The following is a 17,963-nucleotide window of genomic DNA, read 5'->3' on the forward strand; positions in this document are numbered from 1 at the left end:
GGCCGCTCTGTTCGCCCAGGGCTGCTTCGAACCCGGCCAGGCCAAGAACACCTATGGCACCGGTTCCTTCGTGCTGGTGAACACCGGCTCGGCCCTGCCGGCGCCGCAGTCGACGCTGCTGCGGACCGCGGCGTTCCAGCTCGACGGCGAACCGGTGCGGTACGCGCTGGAGGGAGCGGTCCTGTCCACCGGTGCCGCCGTCGACTGGCTACGGGACTCCCTGGGGATCATCCGGGATGCCACCGAGACCGCCGACCTGGCCGCCTCCCTGACCGGCAACGACGGCGTCTACTTCGTCCCGGCGCTCGCCGGCCTCGGCGCCCCTCACTGGGATCCCCGCGCCCGCGGCGCACTGCTCGGGATCACCCGGGGGACCACCCGGGCGCACGTCGTCCGCGCGGTGCTCGAGGGCATCGCCTACCGCACCCGGGACGTCGTCGAGGCGATGGGTGCCGCGGGCTTCCCGGTGCGCGAGCTGCGGGCCGACGGCGGGGCCGCCCGCAACCACTGGCTCATGCAGTTCCAGGCCGACCTGCTCGGCGTCGAGCTCGACGTCCCGGACAACATCGAGACGACCGCGCTCGGTTCGGCCTACCTCGCGGGGCTCGCGACCGGGTTCTTCGCCGACCGCGAGGAGCTCGCCGGGCATCGGCGCAGCGCCGAGCGGTACCGGCCGAGGCTGTCCCGGGCCGAGCGGGACCGGTCCTACCGGCGATGGCTGCGCGCCGTGGACCGGGCCCGGGACTGGGCCAAGGACGCCGACGACGCCGACTGGGACTGACCGGGCCGACGGTGCCGACCGGGCCGACCGGGCCGACCGGGACTGACCGGCCGACCGGGCTGACGGGGCTGGCGCGGCCGGAAAAACACTGTCGCGATTCCCGGATTGCGCCCCGCGACCGCGGGACCACGCCAGGGCCACGTTCCCTCGCGGCTTCTTGGTCGAACCGGCTGCCAGACGAACCGAGGCCTGACAATCTGTCACAGGGGGCGGTTGGCGTCTCCTGTCGACCTTGACCCGGACGGAGACCGTGACCGAGGCGGACTACGCCCTGGAGCTCGGCCGCCGGCTTCGCGCGGCGCGCAACCGGCGTGGCTTGTCGCTGCTGGACGTCCAGGAGCGCACGCATGGCCGGTGGACTGCCGGGACCCTGGGCGCCTACGAGCGAGGCTCTCGGACCCTGCGCGTGCATCGACTGGTCGAGCTCGCCGAGCTGTACGACGTTCCCGCGACGCTGCTGGTACCGCCGGCCGCCGATCGCCGCGAGACCGACCATCTGCCGCCGCTGGTCATCGACCTGCGCCGGCTGCGCAAGCTGCCCCCGACCCGCACCGGACCGCTGCGGCGCTGGATCGCCATCGTGCAGGTCCTGCGGTCGGACAGTTCACGCGACGTCCTGCGGCTGCGTCGCTCCGACCTGCAGTCGTTGTCCCGGCTCTACAGCACCACGCCGGCGATGCTGTACGAGCGGCTGGGCGCCTGGGGAGCGCTGGTGGAGCCAGGCGAGCCGGTGGCGGTCGGCGGGCGCCGCCGGGCGCTGCCCGTCCGCCCGCCGCAGCAACGGGGCTAGCAACGGGACTGGCAACGGGACTAGGGCACGGCCGCCCGGTGGTGCCCGTTCCACCCAGCCGAAGGCCTCGTGCCGGGGCGGACCGGCCCTCCGCCCGACCCGCGATGTCCGTAGGATCGCAAGGTGGCCGAGATCCTGGCAGTCAGTGTCACGGACCTCGTGAAGACGTATTCCTCGCGGTCCGCTTCCCCGCGTTCCGGTCGTCGTCCTCACGGGTCCGGGCGGCGGACCCGCACCGGTCGGGCCGGGCGCGGTCCCGCGGCGTTCTCCACGTCCCCTACGCCGTCCCCTACGCCCCCCGTGCGCCAGGCGCCCCCGGCGCCGCCGGTCCCTTCCGGCGACGCCGCTCGACCGTCGACGACACCCGATGGTCGGATACGCGCCGTGGACGAACTGTCACTTACCGTCCCGACCGGCACGGTCACGGCGCTGCTCGGGCCGAACGGCGCCGGCAAGACAACCACCGTGGAGATCTGCGAGGGATTCCGCCGTGCCGACGCGGGCGAGGTGCGGGTCCTCGGACTCGACCCCTGGGCGGACGCCGTTGCCCTGCGCCCCCGGGTCGGGGTGATGCTGCAGTCCGGGGGGATGTATCCCGGCGCCCGCGCCGGCGAGATGCTGCGCCTCGTCGCCTCGCACTACCGCCACCCGCTGRATCCCGCGGCGCTGTTGGACCGGCTCGGGCTGGCCGGGTCCGCCGGTACCCCGTTCCGCCGGCTCTCCGGCGGCCAGCAGCAGCGGCTGTCGCTGGCGATGGCCGTGGTCGGCCGCCCGGAGCTGGTCTTCCTCGACGAGCCGACGGCCGGGTTGGACGTCCAGGGCCGGCGGGACACCTGGGAACTCGTCGAGGAGCTGCGCACGGCCGGGGTCACCGTCGTGCTGACCACCCACGCCATGGACGAGGCCGAACGGCTCGCCGATCAGGTGATCATCGTCGACCACGGCAGGGTGGTGGCGGTCGGCTCCCCCGCGGAGCTCACCCGGGGCGGCGCCGAGGGGCAGCTGCGCTTCCGGGCCCCCGCCGGGCTGGATCTCGGCCGGCTGCTGCTCGCGCTGCCCGACGGCACCACCGTGCAGGAGGGCCCGGCTGGGCACTACCTGTTGCAGGGCACGGTCGACCCGCAACTGCTCGCCGCGGTGACCGCCTGGTGCGCGGGTAACGGCATCCTGGCAGAGGATCTCCGGGTCGAACAACGCACGCTGGAGGACGTCTTCGTGGAACTGACCGGATCGGAGCTGCGCTCATGACCGGCGTCCCGCTGCTCGATCTGCGCCCGGCTCCGGCGCCCGCCTCACGGGTCCGGATGCTGGCGGCACAGACCAGGCTCGAGCTGGTACTCACCCTGCGGCGCGGCGAGTCCGTCCTGCTCACCCTGATCATCCCGGTCGGTCTGCTGGCCTTCTTCACCGCCGTCGACGTGCTGCCGAGCTCCACCGAGCGGCCGGTGGACTTCCTCGTCCCCGGGGTGCTCGCGCTGGCCGTGATGTCGACCGCCTTCACCGGGCAGGCGATCGCGACGGGCTTCGAACGCTCCTACGGCGTACTCAAACGCCTCGGGGCGACCCCGCTGCCGCGCGTGGTCCTGCTCGCCGGCAAGACGTTGGCGGTGCTCGCCGTCGAGGTCATCCAGCTGGTGCTCCTGGTGGCGGTCGGATTCGCGCTGGGCTGGGACCCGACCGGCGGGCCGGTCGGGGTTCCGGCGGTGCTGGCGCTACTCGTCCTGGGCACAGCCGCGTTCTCGGGGCTCGGCCTGCTGATGGCCGGAGCCCTGCGGGCCGAGGCGACGCTCGCCGCCGCCAACGGCGTCTACCTGGTGCTGCTGCTGATCGGCGGGGTGGTGTTCCCGCTGTCGAAGCTTCCCGGCTGGCTGCGGGCGGTCGCCGAGGCGCTGCCGACCGCGGCGCTGTCGGACGGGCTGCGGGCCGTCCTGGCAGAGGGCGACGGTCCGGGGGCACGCCCCCTGATCGTGCTCGTGGCCTGGGCGGTGGCGAGTCTGGCGCTCGCCGCCCGCACCTTCCGTTGGGAGTAGAGCCGACTGGGAGTAGAGCCGACACCGCGACCATCCGGCCGGCAGGCACCATCCGACCAACGGAGAAGGATCCGAGCGGCCCGTGCCGGACAGGGCGTTACCATGGCAGTCGTGCCAGCTTCTACAGAGCGTCGGAGTTTGCCGCTGATCAGCCTTCGCGCCTTCCGGCTCCTCACCACGCTCAACGTGGTCTTGCTGTCACTGATCGTGGTGAGTGGCGGCGTGGTCCGCCTGACCGGCTCCGGCCTCGGCTGCCCGACCTGGCCGCAGTGCGGGGACGGCTCGTTCGTGCCGCACTCGGAATACGCCCTGCACGGAGCGATCGAGTTCGGCAACCGGGTCGTCGGCCTGGTGGTCGGCCTCGTGACGCTGATCACCCCGCTGGTCGCGCTCCGCCTGCGGGGCGGACGGCGGCGCGATCTTCGACTGCTGTCCTTCGGCCTCTGGGTGGGTTTCCTCGGGCAGGCCGTGCTCGGCGGGATCACCGTCCTGACGAAGCTGCACCCGGCGACCGTCGCCGCCCATTTCCTGCTCTCCATGGTCCTGCTGTGGAACGCGGTCCTGCTGGACCACCGGGCCCGCCAGGACGCGGGTGCGCCGACCCCGGGGGTCGGTCCCGCGCTGCGGTGGCTGGCGCGCCTGCTGGTGGTCGTCTCGGCGGGGGTGCTCGTCCTCGGCACGGTCGTGACCGGCGCCGGGCCKCACAGCGGTGACAGCGACCATCCGGCCCGCTTCGGGTTCGACCTCGTCAACGTCTCCCAACTGCACGCCGACGGCGCGATGCTGCTGGTCGGGCTCGTCGCGGCCATGGCGTTCGCGGTGCGGGTCGCCGAGGCCCCCGACGAGGCCAGGCGGACCTCCCTCGCCCTGGTCGGGACCGTCCTCGCGCAGGCCGCGATCGGATTCACTCAGTACTTCCTCGGCGTTCCCGCCCTCCTCGTCGCCCTGCACATGACCGGGGCGACCGTGATGTGGGTCGCCGCGCTGCGGCTCTGGCTCGCCCTGAGCTCCCGGCACCCCCGGCCGGCACCGGACGCGGCGCCCACGCTCGCGGCGGCCGGCGCCGAGGTCCCCGCGCCCGCCGGGCCGGTCGGGACCACCGCCCCCACCGGCGCCGGCATCGGCTCCTAGACCACCGACACCCTGGGACCACCGACACCCTGGGACCACCGACACCCTGGGACCACCGACACCCTGGGACCACCGACACCCTGGGACCACCGACACCCTGGCCACGGCGGCCACGCCCCGTTCCTGAGACGGGAAACCGACACCCTGGCCACGGCGGCCACGCCCCGTTCCTGAGACGGGAAACAGTCCCGGCGACCGGCTCGACGTCCGACGACCCGCCGCGGCACGGCCTCCGCCGAGGGGCCGACGTCGCGACGGAAACGCGACGGACAAGTGTGGAGGGTTGGGCATGGTCTGGAGACCGTCCCCCAGACCGGGCGCCAGCGCCACTACCGAGTGTAACCGATCACAGCCTTATGTGATCTTGTCGAGGCCCTGCCCCGACTCCTCACAATGCAACAGCGCCGTTGCGGGGGTCTCGCCGGATGACCGATGATTTGGAGCTCGATTATGATGGATGGAGGCTTGGACAAGCCTGACCTTCCCAACTCAGGAGTAATTTTCCATTTCTGGCACACCCAACGAAGGACCAGGTGAAAGTCGGCGGCTAGAATCGGCCGTGTGGATGCCACCCAAAAAATTCTTCTGCTATGCGGAAGCCTCCGCGCCGGGTCGTCCAACTCGGCGCTGCTACGCACCACGCGAGCATTGACCCCGCCGGGATTCGTTGCGGACGACTACGACGGTATGGCCAAGCTGCCGCACTTTAACCCTGACGACGACCAAGATCCTTTGCCTGTGTCGGTAGTGGACCTGCGGGCCCGCATTGCATCGGCCGCTGCGATCCTGATCTGCACGCCGGAGTACGCGGGCGCACTGCCGGGTTCCTTTAAGAACCTGCTCGACTGGACCGTCGGTGGGATCGAGATCGGGGACAAACCCACGGCATGGATCAAYGTATCGCCGTCCACGACAAAGGCCGCGGACGCGCACGATTCCCTGCGCAAGGTGCTGCGTTACACCGGCGCCATGATCGTCGAGGAAGCCTGCATGCACATCCCCGTCCACAGATCGACCATCAACGACCAGGGCGTGGTCACCGATGACCAGATCCGGGCCGGTGTGCTCAAGTCACTGGCCGCGCTGACCGCAGCGGTCTCGTGAACCAGACCGGTCCCCGGGGTGGAGCGACCCGGGGACCGGGTCGACCGCTACAACACCTGCGCCGATTCATGCAGGTCCCGCTGCCGGATGAAGAAGAAGGCAACCAGGGCGCCGACCGCGCACACAATGGCGCAGACGACCATGACGCTGGTGAAGCTATGCACGAACGCGGCCCGACCGGCGTCGCCAGCCCGGGTGATGTTGCCGACGGCAACTTCCCGTCCCACGGCCGAAGGTCCAGCGTACTTCGACAGCACCAGCTGCTGAAACAGCGCGCCGAAGCCGGCGATCCCGATGGCGACACCAACCTGCTGAAAGGTCTCGCCGATGCCGGTGGCCATGCCCGCCTTCGCGGCCCTACCTGCCAGCGCTGGCGTCGTTCGCCCGCCACCTCCGCAACGACTACGACGCCGTCGTCGCCGGGCTCACCCTGCCGCACAGTTCCGGGCYCGTCGAGGGCGCCGTGATTCCACGTAACTGTAAGTAGGCGGAATGAAATAACCTGTGCAACTTGAGCCTCTCGCGGCCCTGTGACCTGCTAAGATGCTCCCGAACATGCATTTGTTATTTCATTACGATTCCTAAAGATGGTGAAGAGGCAGATGTATGGACGGGCGAACTTCGATCTCCTGCGTAAGCGCGTGTTGATCAGACAACTCGGAAACCAGGCCATCACGTGATCGTCGCCAGAACCGAATAACGCGATCGCCTCCGCTGCCGCGGGAGACGGAACGGGATCAGGCGGGYGCGGACCCGGCGGAGGCTGGCCGGCCAGGACGGCAGTGTGCGGGTCGGGACCGGACGCGGGCTGCYGCCGGGTGGGGTGGTGGGTGTTCGGGGGTGTCGTGCCAGCACAGGCTGAACGCGCAGTTCACCAGGGCCGGGTGGCGGGCGATCGCGGTGGCGGAGCGGACCTGGACGTCGGCCCAGCCGAGTTCGTGTGTGATCTGTTTGTAGTCTTGTTCGACCCAGCCGTGCGGCCCGTACAGGCGGTCGATCTCGCTGTGGGCGGCGGGTGGGAACGCCGATGCCGCCGCGGTGGGCAGGTCGGGGTGGGGCAGGGTGGTGGCCAGATACCAGGTGCTGGTCGATGGCAGGGTCGCCGGGTCGGTGGTGGCCACGACCAGCCGCGGTGGTCCGCCGGGTCTGGGTGTGCCCGTCCGGTAGACGCGCCGCACTGGTGTCAACTGGCCAGGACGGGTGGGCCCGTCCCAGACCCTTCGCGGGCGGCCCGCCGGCAAAACAACGCCCCGTCCCGCCCGGTGACACCGGGATCAGGACGGGGCGGGGTCGGTGGGGTCGGGCGAGATCAGACGAGAGCGGTGACGGCGATCGCCACGAACAGCAGGGTCAGATACGTGATCGACATGTGGAACAGGCGCATCGGCCTCGGGTCCTCGCCGTGCCGGGCCCGGCGGGCGACCCGGTGCGACTCGACCAGGAACCAGGCTCCCACCGCGACGGCGGCGACGAGGTAGACCGGGCCGGTGGAGGCGACGGGAGCGACCGCGAGCGAGGCGGCGACCATCGCGTAGGCGTAGCCCAGCATCCGCCGGGTGACGACCTGGACGGAGGCGACGACCGGCAGCATGGGGACGCCCGCCGCGGCGTAGTCGTCGCGGAACTTCATCGCCAACGCCCAGAAGTGCGGCGGGGTCCAGAAGAAGACGACGGCGAACAGCAGCACCGCGGCCCAGCCGACGGTCCCCGTGACCGCCGACCATCCGATCAGGACGGGGAAGCAGCCGGCCGCGCCCCCGATGACGATGTTCGACGGGGTGCGGCGCTTCAGCCCGAGGGTGTAGACGAAGACGTAGAAGGCGATCGCCCCGTCCGCCAGCAGCGCGGAGGGCCAGTTGACCAGGAAACCGAAGAGCAGCGTCGAGACGATCCCGATCACGATGCCGAAGGTCAGCGCCTCCGTGGGCGTGACGGTCGCCCGCACGAGCGGACGGCGCTTCGTGCGGCCCATCATCTGATCGATGTCACGATCGACGTAACAGTTGATCGTGTTCGCGCTGCCGGCGGCGAGGGTTCCCGCCACCAGGGTCACGGCGATCAGCCAGAGCGACGGCACGCCCCGTTCGGCGAGCATCATGACCGGGACGGTGGTGATGAGCAGCAGTTCGACCACGCGCAGCTTCATTAGGGCGACATAGCCGCGGGCCTTCGCCGACACGGCCGCCCAGCCCCCGCGAGTCGCGTGCCCGGCGCCCGGGAGCCCGTCGGCGGGCGGATCGGCTGCGGGGGCTGGCGGGCCGGCTGCGGGGGCTGGCGGGCCGGCTGCGGGGGCTGGCGGGCCGCCGACCCCCGGCGCCGGTGCGGGGACACCGGGCGGCTCGAGCGCCGGCGCCGGTGCGGTCGTTGGCTTGGAGGCGCCCGCCCGCCCCGGTCCGCGGGCGGGGACATGCCGGTGACGAAGGACGGCCTCGGTAGACAGAGCGACCTCGCGATCGGCGGGATCGACGGGCGACCCACGCGGGACGGTGCCCCGAAAGTCGGAGCGGACGGTGTTCTACGACGTGTCGGAGTCTAGCCGCCGCGGCGCTGCGTACGCGCGTCGACCGCGCCCGGACCCCCGCCGCCGTCCTGCGTCCTCTCTCACAACCGCGCCACGCGGCCCCCCGGGCGGCGGCGACCGACATGTACTGGCGTGGGGCATCGGACAGCGACGGTGGGCATGGCGCATGGACGGCGGGCATCGGGCATCAGGCATGAACCGCAGGGACCGGGATTCCACTCGTCGTGCGCGTTGTTCTCCCAACCGCCACCCGACTGTCACGGGGATCCGCAGACTGGGATCAGACTGGAAACAGACTGGGATGGAGCCGGCCCCAGAGGGTAGTGCCCTGAAGGGGGTGCGCCCATCCGAAGCGCGAGAACGGCCATGAAGCGCGAGAACAGCTTGGAGGCCTTGGAGACATGGTGAGGACGCCACCGCCCGCGGAGAGGAAGTCAGCCCGATGAGCAATCCCCTGTCCGAGCTCTCAGCCGCCGGAGTGGCGGTCTGGCTGGACGACATCAGCCGGGACCGCCTACGCACCGGCAACCTCGCCCACCTGGTCGAGAACCGCGGCGTTGTCGGCGTGACGAGCAACCCGACCATCTTCCAGAAGGCGATCAGTTCGAGCGACCTGTACGACGAGCAGCTGCACGACCTGGCGATCCGCGGCGTGGACGTCGGCGAGGCCGTCCGGGCCATCACGGCCGCCGACGTGCGCGACGCCTGCGACGTGCTGCGCGGCGTCTACGACGCCAGCGGCGGCGTCGACGGCCGGGTGTCCCTGGAGGTCGATCCCCGGCTCGCCCACGAGGCCGAGCGCACGCTCGCCGAGGCGCGTGCCCTGTGGTGGCTGGTCGACCGACCCAACCTGTTCATCAAGATTCCCGCCACCCGGGCCGGCCTCTCGGCAATCACCGAGACGCTTGCCCAGGGCATCAGCGTGAACGTGACGCTGATCTTCGGACTCGACCGGTACGACGCCGTGATCGACGCGTTCATGACCGGTCTGGAGAAGGCCCTGGCCGCGGGGCGCGACATCACCGACCTGGCCTCGGTCGCGTCGTTCTTCGTCAGCCGGGTGGACACCGAGGTCGACCAGCGGCTGGAGAAGATCGGCACCTCGGAGGCGAAGGCGCTACGCGGCCGGGCCGCCGTCGCCAACGCCCGGCTGGCCTTCGAGCGGTACGAGAAGGCGTTCGCCACCCCCCGCTGGGCGGCCCTGGCCGCGGCGGGCGCGAAGCCCCAACGCCCGTTGTGGGCGTCGACGTCCACCAAGGACCCGTCCCTGCCGGACACGATCTACGTCACCGAGCTGATCGCGCCCGGAACCGTCAACACGATGCCGGAGGCGACCCTGGAGGCGTTCGCCGACCACGGGTCGGTGACGGGTGAGACGATCCGCCCCCGCTACGAGGAGGCCCACGAGGTGTTCGCCCAGCTCACAGCCGTCGGAATCGATCTCGACGACGTGATCGAGACCCTGGAGAGCCAGGGCGTACAGAAGTTCGAGGACTCGTGGACCCAGCTGTTGGACACCATCGCGGCGCACCTGGGATCAGCCGGTTCGTCCGCGTAAGGCCTGGCGCCGGCCGTGGCCGTGGCGGTCGCCACGGCCGTCGCCACGGCCGTGATGATCGTCTCAGCGTCGTTCATGGACACCCGACGGTCCCCGGTGAAACAACCTCGGAGAGACCACAAGCAGAACGAAGGGGGAACGGGTGGCGCCCACGGTGAGTACCAACCCGCTGCGGGACCCACGTGACCGCAGACTGCCGCGCCTGCCGGACGCGAGCGCCCTGGTGGTGTTCGGCGCTACCGGCGACCTGGCCCGCAAGAAGCTGATCCCCGCCGTCTACGACCTGGCCCACCGCGGCCTGCTGCCGCCGGGTTTCGTCCTGCTCGGGTTCGCCCGCCGGGACTGGCCCGACGAGGACTTCGCCGAGTTCGCCCGGCAGGCCGCCGAGAAGKGCGCCCGCACCCCCTTCCGTGCAGAGGTCTGGGACCGGCTGGCGGGCTCCGTGCGGTTCCTGCCAGGGTCCTTCGACGACGACGCCGCGTTCGACCGGCTCGCCCGCACGCTGGAGAGCCTGGAGCACTCCCACGGTATCCGTGGCAACGCGGCGTTCTACCTGTCGATCCCGCCGTCGGCCTTCCCGGTCGTGCTCAAGCAGATGCAGCGCACCGGGCTCTCCTCGGCCGCGGGTTCGGGCGGCTGGCGCCGGGTCGTCGTCGAGAAACCGTTCGGTCACGACCTGGAGTCGGCCCGGCAGCTCAACGCGCTCGTCGACGACGTCTTCACCCCGTCCGGGGTGTTCCGCATCGACCACTACCTGGGCAAGGAGACGGTCCAGAACCTCTTCGCGCTGCGCTTCGCCAACACGCTGTTCGAACCGATCTGGAACTCCCAGTTCGTCGATTCGGTGCAGATCACCATGGCCGAGGACGTCGGGATCGGCACCCGGGCCGGCTTCTACGACGAGACGGGCGCCGCTCGGGACGTGCTCCAGAACCACCTGTTGCAGCTGCTCGCCCTGACCGCGATGGAGGAGCCGGTCAGCTTCGGCGCGGAGACCATCCGCACCGAGAAGCTGAAGGTGCTCCGCGCGGTGTCGCTGCCCATGGACCTCACTCGCTACGCGGTAAGGGGGCAGTACGAGCAGGGCTGGCTCGCCGGGGAGCGGGTCCCGGGCTACCTCGACGAACAGGACATCCCTGCGCAGTCGCGGACGGAGACCTTCTCGGCGGTGCGCCTCGGCATCGAGACGCGCCGGTGGGCCGGGGTGCCGTTCTACCTGCGGACCGGCAAGCGGCTGCCACGGCGGGTCACCGAGGTCGCCATCTTCTTCAAGAAGGCGCCGCACCTGCCATTCGACGAGACCGCCACCACCGAGCTCGGCAACAACCAGCTGGTCATCCGGGTGCAGCCCGACGAGGGGGTCACGCTCAAGTTCGGCTCCAAGGTCCCCGGCTCGGCGATGGAGGTCCGGGACGTCGCGATGGACTTCCTGTTCGGTGAGGCGTTCACCGAGGCGCTGCCGGAGGCCTACGAACGGCTGATCCTCGACGTGCTGCTCGGCGACGCGACGCTGTTCCCGAACAACGCGGAGGTCGAGGAGTCCTGGCGGATCGTCGATCCGCTGGAGCGGCACTGGGCGGGCACCACCCCGCACCGCTACCGGGCCGGCACCTGGGGTCCGGCTGCCGCCGACGAGATGCTCGCCCACGACGGTCGCCGGTGGCGGCGGCCATGACCATGGATTAGGAGCCCCTCGTGACCACATTGTGGGACACCACCGGTTCTGAGGTGGTCAAGGCCCTCGCCGCCGAACGACGGGCGGCCGGAGCCCTGGCCTTCGGCCTGGCGCTGACCCTCGTCGTCGTCGTCGACGAAAAGCACGTCAGCGCCGCCGAGGGCGCGGCGACGCTGGCGGCCTCGGCCCATCCGTGCCGGCTACTGATCGTCGTCCGCCGGCAGGTCGACGTGCCGCATCCCCGGCTCGACGCCGAGGTCTCGATCGGCGGTCGGCTCGGCCCGGGCGAAGCGGTCGTGATGCGGATGTCCGGCCGGTTGGCGCTGCACGCGGAATCGGTCGTGCTTCCCCTGCTCGCACCGGACGCCCCGGTGGTCACCTGGTGGCACGACGAGCCGCCGGCCCGGATCGCCTACGACCCGCTCGGCGTGTTCGCCGACCGGCGGGTCACCGACGTCACCGCCAGCCCGGATCCGCTGTCGGCCCTGTTCCAGCGGGCCGCGGACTTCGCCCCCGGCGACACGGACCTGTCCTGGACCAGGCTGTCGCCCTGGCGCACCCTGCTCGCCGCCGCCTTCGACGCGGTGGTCAGCGAGCGGCCGGACTCGGCCGTCATCACCGCCGGCCGGGCCGATCCGAGCGCCCAGCTGTTCGCCGGCTGGCTCCAGAACAGGCTCGCCGTCCCGGTGACGGTCGACGAGACGGGCGGCCGGCCCGGTATCACCGCGGTCGCCGTCGCCCTCGACGGGGACCGGCTGGCCGTCTCCCGCACCGACTCCCGCTCGGCGATGATCTCCCGCACCGGGTACCCGGACCGGGTACTGCCTCTGGCCGACCGGGGCGTCGGGGACCTGCTCGCCGAGGAGCTGCGCCGGCTTGACGAGGACGCCGTCTACGCCGAGGCCCTGGGTACCTGGAGCGGCCTGCCGAACCTGACCAGACGCTCGCCGCACCGAGAGCACATCTGGCGGGACCCGATGGACCAGACCGTGGGCACCACGGACGCGTTGGCCGCCGGCGCCGCGACGTCGGGCGCCGTGACGTCGGGCACCGTGACGTCCAGCACCGCGGCCCCGGGCACCGCCCCGATGACGAGTGCCCCGAACAACGAACGGACGGTGGGTGGCGCATGACGGCCGAGCCGGAGCTCGTCCTCCATCGTGACGCCGGGGTACTGGCCAGGGCGGCCGCGGCCCGGCTGATCACCCGGCTGGTGGACGCCCAGACGGCCCGCGGGGAGGCCTCACTCGTCCTGACCGGCGGTGGCATCGGCATCGCCCTGCTGCGGGCGGTGCGATCGAACCCGGCTCTCGACGCGGTGGACTGGGGCAAGGTCGACATCTGGTGGGGCGACGAGCGGTTCGTCGCGGCCGGCTCGCCCGACCGCAACGAGCGGCAGGCGCGGGAGGCGCTGCTCGATCACATCCCGGTGGATCCCAAACGGATCTTCCCGATGGGCCATCTGGCGGCCCCGACCGCGGGCGGTGACGTCGAGGGACGGGCCTCGGCCTCCGGCTATACCGATCCGGAGTCCGCCGCGGCGGAGTACACCGCGCTGCTGGCCACCCGTGCCGTCGCCGGATCGGCGGTGCCGAGCTTCGACGTGGTGCTCCTCGGGCTCGGCCCGGAGGGCCATGTCGCCTCGCTGTTCCCGGACTCCCCCGCGGTCGTCGCGACCGAACCGGTGGTGGCCGTGCATGACTGCCCCAAACCACCGCCGGAACGCGTCACGCTGACCCTGCCGGCCATTCAGTCCGCCCACGAGGTCTGGGTGATCGTCGCCGGGGAGGAGAAGGCCGATGCGGTCGCGGCGTCGTTCTCCGGAGCGGGACCGATCACGATCCCGGCGACGGGAGCCGTCGGCCGCGACCGCAGCCTGTGGCTCGCCGACCGGGCCGCCGCCTCCCGGCTGCCCGGCTGGCAGTGACACGGTCCGTGGACGACCTGTCCCGTAGACCTGTCCCGTGGGCCGGGCCCACGGGACGGCACCGGCGGATCAGGTCAGGATCTTGGTCTTGCCCCGCTCGAACTCGGCCTCGCTGATGATCCCCCGGTCGCGCAGGTGCGCGAGCTTGCCGAGTTCGTCGGCGTCGCTCGTTGTCCCGGCGGCCTCCTGGAGGTAGGCGCGCCAGGCCTGTTCGTCGCGCTGCGCCGCGGCGCGGYTGCGCTCGTGCATGCTGCCACCCCGCACGATCAGGTAGGCGATCACGCCGAGCCAGGGCAGCACCACGATCGCGACCGTCCAGGCGGCCTTCGCCCATCCGGACAGATCCTGGCTGCGGAACACATCCATGATCACCGCAAACAGCAGCCACAGCCACAGGATGAAAGCAAAAAACCACAGCATATAGAGGAAGACACTGAGTAGCGGAAAATCGGGATCCACGGAGTACCTCCTGTCCACCTGTCCACGCCGTGGTCGGGCGGTGGCCTGGACGGGCCACGGCCGTCCCGGCGTCCTGGGCCCCGGTTCCGGCCCGGACCCGGTTTCTGACCCGGTCCGTTCATACCCGCGCCGGGCCGTTCCCCCCGTCTCGCCGCCTCACCCGCCGGGGGTGGACCGCCCAGCGCGCTCACCCGCTCACCCGCTCACCCGGCAGTCCGGTCAGCCGGCAGTCCCGGTCAGCCCGGAGGCGCGGGGGACGATGGGGACATGGGGGGCGCCGAGCGGCGCATGGTCGCCTGCCCCGCCGAACTGATCTCGGTCGCCRGATACGAGCAGTCGAGCGTGCCGTCGCCGTGGAGCACGAGGTCCAGCCAGGTGGCGGCGAAGCACAACGCCCCGACCCGGGTGAGACGTTCCTCGAGCCGGACCGAGGCGCCGGACACCCCCCGCAGCACGAGCTCGCCGGCGCATCCACTCTCCGGGTAGGCACTCGTGCCGATCACCTCGCCGATCCGGCCGCCCCGCAGCACCAGCTCGGCGTTGAAGTGCACGAACGCCTGCGTCACCGATCCGCTCCAACTGCCGATCATGCCCGGGGGCAGCGCCTCGCCAGCCTCRGCGCCCGGTTGCGACCCGACCCCCGCCGGATCCCGCGTGGCGACCGTCGGCGGCGAGGCACGACGCCGGTCGCCGTCGCCGCCGTCGTCCGCGCCGAACAGCTGGTACGCCCCGGCGGCCACGGCGGCGAGCAGCACCAGGAGGATCATCGCCCCGGCCATCAGCCGGGGTGCCCGCCACGACCGGACCCACCCGACCGCGCCGGGGGGCCGCGCCGTCCCTGGCCAGGCCGGCGGGAACGGCACGGGTCGCGACCCGGTCCGGCGCCGGATCACCGCGTCCGGCGCCGGGGACCGCGGCAACGACGCGGCCGGGGATGCCGGAGATGCCGGAGATACCAGGGATGCCGGGGCGGAATCGGCTGGGTGGGACGCGGCCCAGGTCAGCAACGCCTGCGCTCCCTCCGCGCGCAGCCGGCTCGCCGGGTTCTTGGCCAGCAGCCCGGCGATCGCTGCCGACAGCCTGCCGCCCCGGAGGAAGGGTGGCGGATCGGCGTGCAGCACGGCGCCGATAGTGGTGGGCAGCGTGTCGCGCTGGAACGGTGAGACCCCCTCGACGGCAAAGTAGAGGGTGGCGCCGAGGGCGAACAGGTCGCCGGCCAGGGTCGCGGGGCCGCCGAGGAGGCGTTCGGGCGCCATGTAAGCGGGCGTCCCGCCGCTGCCGATGCCGCCGGTGAGGGTCGGGTCGGCGGCGTGGGTGGCGATGCCGAAGTCGGTCAGCAGCACCCGGCCGTCGTCGGCCAGCAGGATGTTCGATGGTTTGACGTCCCGGTGCAGCACGCCCATCCGCTGACCCGCGACCAGGGCGTCGAGGACCGCGAGCCCGACCTGGATGGCACGCTCGGGCGGCAGGGGACCGTCCCGGTTGACCGTCGTGGCGAGTGTGCCGGCCCGGACCAGCTCCATCACGATCCACGGCAGGCCGTCGTGTTCCACGGCGTCATGGACGGTGACCACGTGTGGGTTCCCCCGCAGCCGGGCGGCGTTGCGGGCCTCGCGCATCGCCGTCTCCACTCCGGCGGCACGCTCGTCGTCGTCGAGGTCGGCGGAGACCCGGATCTCCTTGATCGCCACCTCGACCCGGAGCACGTCGTCGTGGGCCCGCCACACGGTGCCCATCCCACCGGAGCCAATCCGTTCGACGAGCCGGTACCGCCCGGCGACGAGCGGGCCGATGCCGACACCATCCACAGTCACAGGGGCATCCTCGGCGACGGCGCAACGGCTGCGGGAGCGGGGGCGGGGCGCGCGTGCGCCGACGGTCGCCGCCGGCGGCGACCGTCGGCCGCTGCCGGGGCCGGGCTAGGATGCGCCCCGAAGCTTGGCGAGCGCCTCGGCGAGGATCGCCTCGCCGTCCTTTTCGTTCCGTCGTTCCCGCACGTAGGCGAGATGGGTCTTGTACGGCTYGGTGCGCGGCGGGGCCGGGGTGTTGTCCCGATCCCGTCCCGCCGGAAAACCACAGCTCGGACAATCCCACGTGTCGGGGATCGCCGCGTCCGCAGCGAACGACGGTCTCGTCTCGTGCGCGTTAGCGCACCAGAAGGAGATACGTTGCCGGGGCGCGGTCTCGCCCCGTTCCGCCTCTCCCATCGGTCCTGCCCCGACCCGGCTCCCCCGGATGGCGTTGCCACCTGCCACGGCCCGCGTGCTCCTTCGTCTCGTCCCATGGGTGGTAGCACGGAAACCGTGCCTGCCGATTTCGCTGCCTCGAGTGCCGCGAAACCTCGTACCCGGTTTCGTAAACCTGACGTTCCCGGCGCTTTTCCCCAGATGTTCCTCCGGGTACGTCCTGGAGGGAGTGTAGGCCGCGAGAGCCACCCATGGATGCACCGGCCACCCCCGCCTGGTTACCCCTGGCGTTACCCCCGGTGGGAGGAGCGTGTTCAGGTCGGCTGTCATCCGGACCCCAGCGAGACCGCGGTCGGATCGGCGGTGCCGATCGACGGCACGATCGTGAACGCGGTGACGTTCGTGCTGTGGAACTGCGGGGTGTGCACGACGGCCAGCGGGATCACCGCGACCTGCTCGACCAGCGTGTGCTCCAGGTCGGCCCAATTGCTCGCGGCGGTCGCCTCGCTGGTGGCCCGCAGCGCCGTGGCGAGCAGATGCAGGGCGCCCGGATCCCGGTAGCCGCCGTCGGCCGGCCTGGGGCCGGCCCACGTCTCGTCCAGCAACGGCTGGAAGACGGTGCGGCCCGCGTCGCCGTACCAGTCCGGGGCGATAGTAGTGAGCGCCAGGTCCCAGAACTGCCCGGTGGGGTGGACGGCTGCCGCACGGTAGCGCTCGCCGGTCCGGATCCGGATGTCGAGGCGGATACCGGAACGGGCGAAGGCGGTCCGCAGTGCTTCGGCGGCCGCCACGTCGGTGGCGCTGTCCGTGGTGAGCAGGGACAGCGCCGTGACGGGTCCGCCGGGGGTATGGCTCAGCGCCTCCCGGCAACGGGCCGCGTCGCCGAGTCCCGCCGGGCTCGGGAAGGGATCCGCGTCGGTGTAGCCGGTCATCGTCTCCTGCAGCAACCCGGTGGCGGCAGCGGCGAACTCGGGGCCGCCGAGCGCCGCCGCGAGGCTCACCCGGTCGATGCAGTAGGGCAGCGCCCGGCGGACCGACAGCTCACGCAGCGCGGCCGCGGAGGGCCCATTGAACCCGACGGTGAGCGCCAAGGTGACCCCGACCCCGTCGACCACGAGACGGGGGTCGTTCGCCCTGGCGAGCTCCACGGCCCGGCTGTCGGGTATCTTCCCGTCGAGCGACATGTCCGCGTCGCCGCTCTCCAGCTCCTGCTGCATGGCCTCCGGACTCAGGCCGTCGAAGATCGTTATATGGTCGGGCAGGGCGCGGCGGATCCCGTCCGAGGACGCGCTCCACGATGGGCTGCGCGACAGCCGGTACCCCTCGCCGGGGGCGACCGTGAACCGGTACGGCCCGGCCGAGACCAGGTTGTGCAGGTACTCCAGCGAGTCCGGCGGGTAGGCCAGGGCCTCCAGCGGCACCGGGGAGGCCGCCGGCAGCGCCAGCACGTCCACGAAGTCGTTCACCGGGGCCAGTAGGTGGAACGCGAGCGTGTCGTCGCCGACGATCTCGATGCCCTCCACGGTGCTGCTCTCGACGAAGGCCGCGGCGTCGGCGACCGGGGTCGCCGCCAGCTGGGCACAGAACTCCCGGAATCCGACGATGGTCGCCGTGAAGTAGCCGCGCAGCGGTGACGGGTTCGGGGGCGTGCACAGTCGCTTGATGCCGCGGGCGACGTCGTTGGCAGTGATCCGGCGCTGGTTGGGGGTGTCCCAGCGCGCCGCGGGACGCAGCCGCACCGTGTAGACCAGCCCGTTCTCGGTGACGACCGGCGCGCCGACGGCGAGGTCCGGCCGCGGGA

General features: G+C 71.8%; 17 protein-coding genes. 10 read left to right on the forward strand and 7 right to left on the reverse strand.

All coding sequences use genetic code 11. The features are described from left to right. From KBI5_RS04425 to KBI5_RS04450, 6 genes are all read left to right on the forward strand, one after another. Positions 1-781, forward strand: a 781-nt coding sequence (locus KBI5_RS04425) for an FGGY-family carbohydrate kinase (RefSeq protein ID WP_241882654.1), incomplete at its 5' end; no start/stop codon positions are given. A gap of 250 nt (positions 782-1,031) precedes the next feature. Beyond that, complete coding sequence (locus KBI5_RS04430; RefSeq protein WP_023841558.1) at positions 1,032-1,571, forward strand: transcriptional regulator; 540 nt, start codon at positions 1,032-1,034, stop codon at positions 1,569-1,571. Positions 1,572-1,694: 123 nt separating this feature from the next. Further along, complete coding sequence (locus tag KBI5_RS04435; RefSeq protein ID WP_085014396.1) at positions 1,695-2,819, forward strand: ABC transporter ATP-binding protein; 1,125 nt, start codon at positions 1,695-1,697, stop codon at positions 2,817-2,819. Continuing rightward, positions 2,816-3,601, forward strand: a complete 786-nt coding sequence (locus KBI5_RS04440; protein ID WP_011436093.1) for an ABC transporter permease — start codon at positions 2,816-2,818, stop codon at positions 3,599-3,601. The genes KBI5_RS04435 and KBI5_RS04440 overlap by 4 nt, the downstream gene beginning before the upstream one ends. A gap of 102 nt (positions 3,602-3,703) precedes the next feature. Further along, positions 3,704-4,732, forward strand: a complete 1,029-nt coding sequence (locus KBI5_RS04445) for a COX15/CtaA family protein (RefSeq protein ID WP_011436092.1) — start codon at positions 3,704-3,706, stop codon at positions 4,730-4,732. 561 nt (positions 4,733-5,293) lie between these two features. Then, complete coding sequence (locus KBI5_RS04450) at positions 5,294-5,836, forward strand: NADPH-dependent FMN reductase (RefSeq protein WP_011436091.1); 543 nt, start codon at positions 5,294-5,296, stop codon at positions 5,834-5,836. A 47-nt stretch (positions 5,837-5,883) separates the two neighbouring features. On the opposite strand, the gene KBI5_RS04455 is transcribed toward KBI5_RS04450, so the two are convergent. From KBI5_RS04455 to KBI5_RS04465, 3 genes are all read right to left on the reverse strand, one after another. Continuing rightward, positions 5,884-6,177, reverse strand: a complete 294-nt coding sequence (locus KBI5_RS04455; protein WP_011436090.1) for a hypothetical protein — start codon at positions 6,175-6,177, stop codon at positions 5,884-5,886. 396 nt (positions 6,178-6,573) lie between these two features. Beyond that, on the reverse strand, positions 6,574-6,957 hold the full coding sequence (locus KBI5_RS04460; RefSeq protein WP_035941788.1) for a hypothetical protein: 384 nt from the start codon (positions 6,955-6,957) through the stop codon (positions 6,574-6,576). A gap of 188 nt (positions 6,958-7,145) precedes the next feature. Beyond that, positions 7,146-8,015, reverse strand: a complete 870-nt coding sequence (locus KBI5_RS04465; protein ID WP_023841562.1) for a heme o synthase — start codon at positions 8,013-8,015, stop codon at positions 7,146-7,148. 784 nt (positions 8,016-8,799) lie between these two features. On the opposite strand from KBI5_RS04465, the gene tal reads away from it, so the two are divergent. The 4 genes from tal to pgl all read left to right on the forward strand — a co-directional run bounded on the left by tal (position 8,800) and on the right by pgl (position 13,517). Continuing rightward, positions 8,800-9,915, forward strand: a complete 1,116-nt coding sequence (tal, locus tag KBI5_RS04470; protein ID WP_011436087.1) for a transaldolase — start codon at positions 8,800-8,802, stop codon at positions 9,913-9,915. Positions 9,916-10,057: 142 nt separating this feature from the next. After that, the gene (gene zwf, locus KBI5_RS04475) at positions 10,058-11,590 is read left to right on the forward strand and encodes a glucose-6-phosphate dehydrogenase (RefSeq protein ID WP_085014397.1); all 1,533 of its coding nucleotides are present in this window, start codon (positions 10,058-10,060) and stop codon (positions 11,588-11,590) included. Positions 11,591-11,610: 20 nt separating this feature from the next. Further along, on the forward strand, positions 11,611-12,723 hold the full coding sequence (locus KBI5_RS04480; RefSeq protein WP_011436085.1) for a glucose-6-phosphate dehydrogenase assembly protein OpcA: 1,113 nt from the start codon (positions 11,611-11,613) through the stop codon (positions 12,721-12,723). After that, positions 12,720-13,517, forward strand: coding sequence for a 6-phosphogluconolactonase (pgl, locus tag KBI5_RS04485; protein WP_011436084.1), 798 nt, complete (start codon positions 12,720-12,722; stop codon positions 13,515-13,517). Before KBI5_RS04480 ends, pgl begins: the two co-directional genes overlap by 4 nt. Before the next feature lie 69 nt (positions 13,518-13,586). On the opposite strand, the gene KBI5_RS04490 is transcribed toward pgl, so the two are convergent. The 4 genes from KBI5_RS04490 to KBI5_RS04505 all read right to left on the reverse strand — a co-directional run. Then, positions 13,587-13,976: an SHOCT domain-containing protein gene (locus tag KBI5_RS04490; protein ID WP_085014398.1), complete on the reverse strand. Its 390-nt coding sequence runs from the start codon at positions 13,974-13,976 to the stop codon at positions 13,587-13,589. Between the two features lie 236 nt (positions 13,977-14,212). Continuing rightward, positions 14,213-15,790, reverse strand: coding sequence for a serine/threonine-protein kinase (locus tag KBI5_RS04495; RefSeq protein WP_085014399.1), 1,578 nt, complete (start codon positions 15,788-15,790; stop codon positions 14,213-14,215). A 105-nt stretch (positions 15,791-15,895) separates the two neighbouring features. Further along, the gene (locus KBI5_RS04500; protein WP_085014400.1) at positions 15,896-16,231 is read right to left on the reverse strand and encodes an RNA polymerase-binding protein RbpA; all 336 of its coding nucleotides are present in this window, start codon (positions 16,229-16,231) and stop codon (positions 15,896-15,898) included. Between the two features lie 257 nt (positions 16,232-16,488). Beyond that, positions 16,489-17,963 (reverse strand): ABC transporter substrate-binding protein (locus KBI5_RS04505; protein ID WP_085014401.1); only part of this gene is annotated, 1,475 nt, incomplete at its 5' end.

Origin of the sequence: Frankia sp. KB5 (assembly GCF_002099325.1) — a bacterium.
GTDB lineage: Bacteria > Actinomycetota > Actinomycetes > Frankiales > Frankiaceae > Frankia > Frankia casuarinae.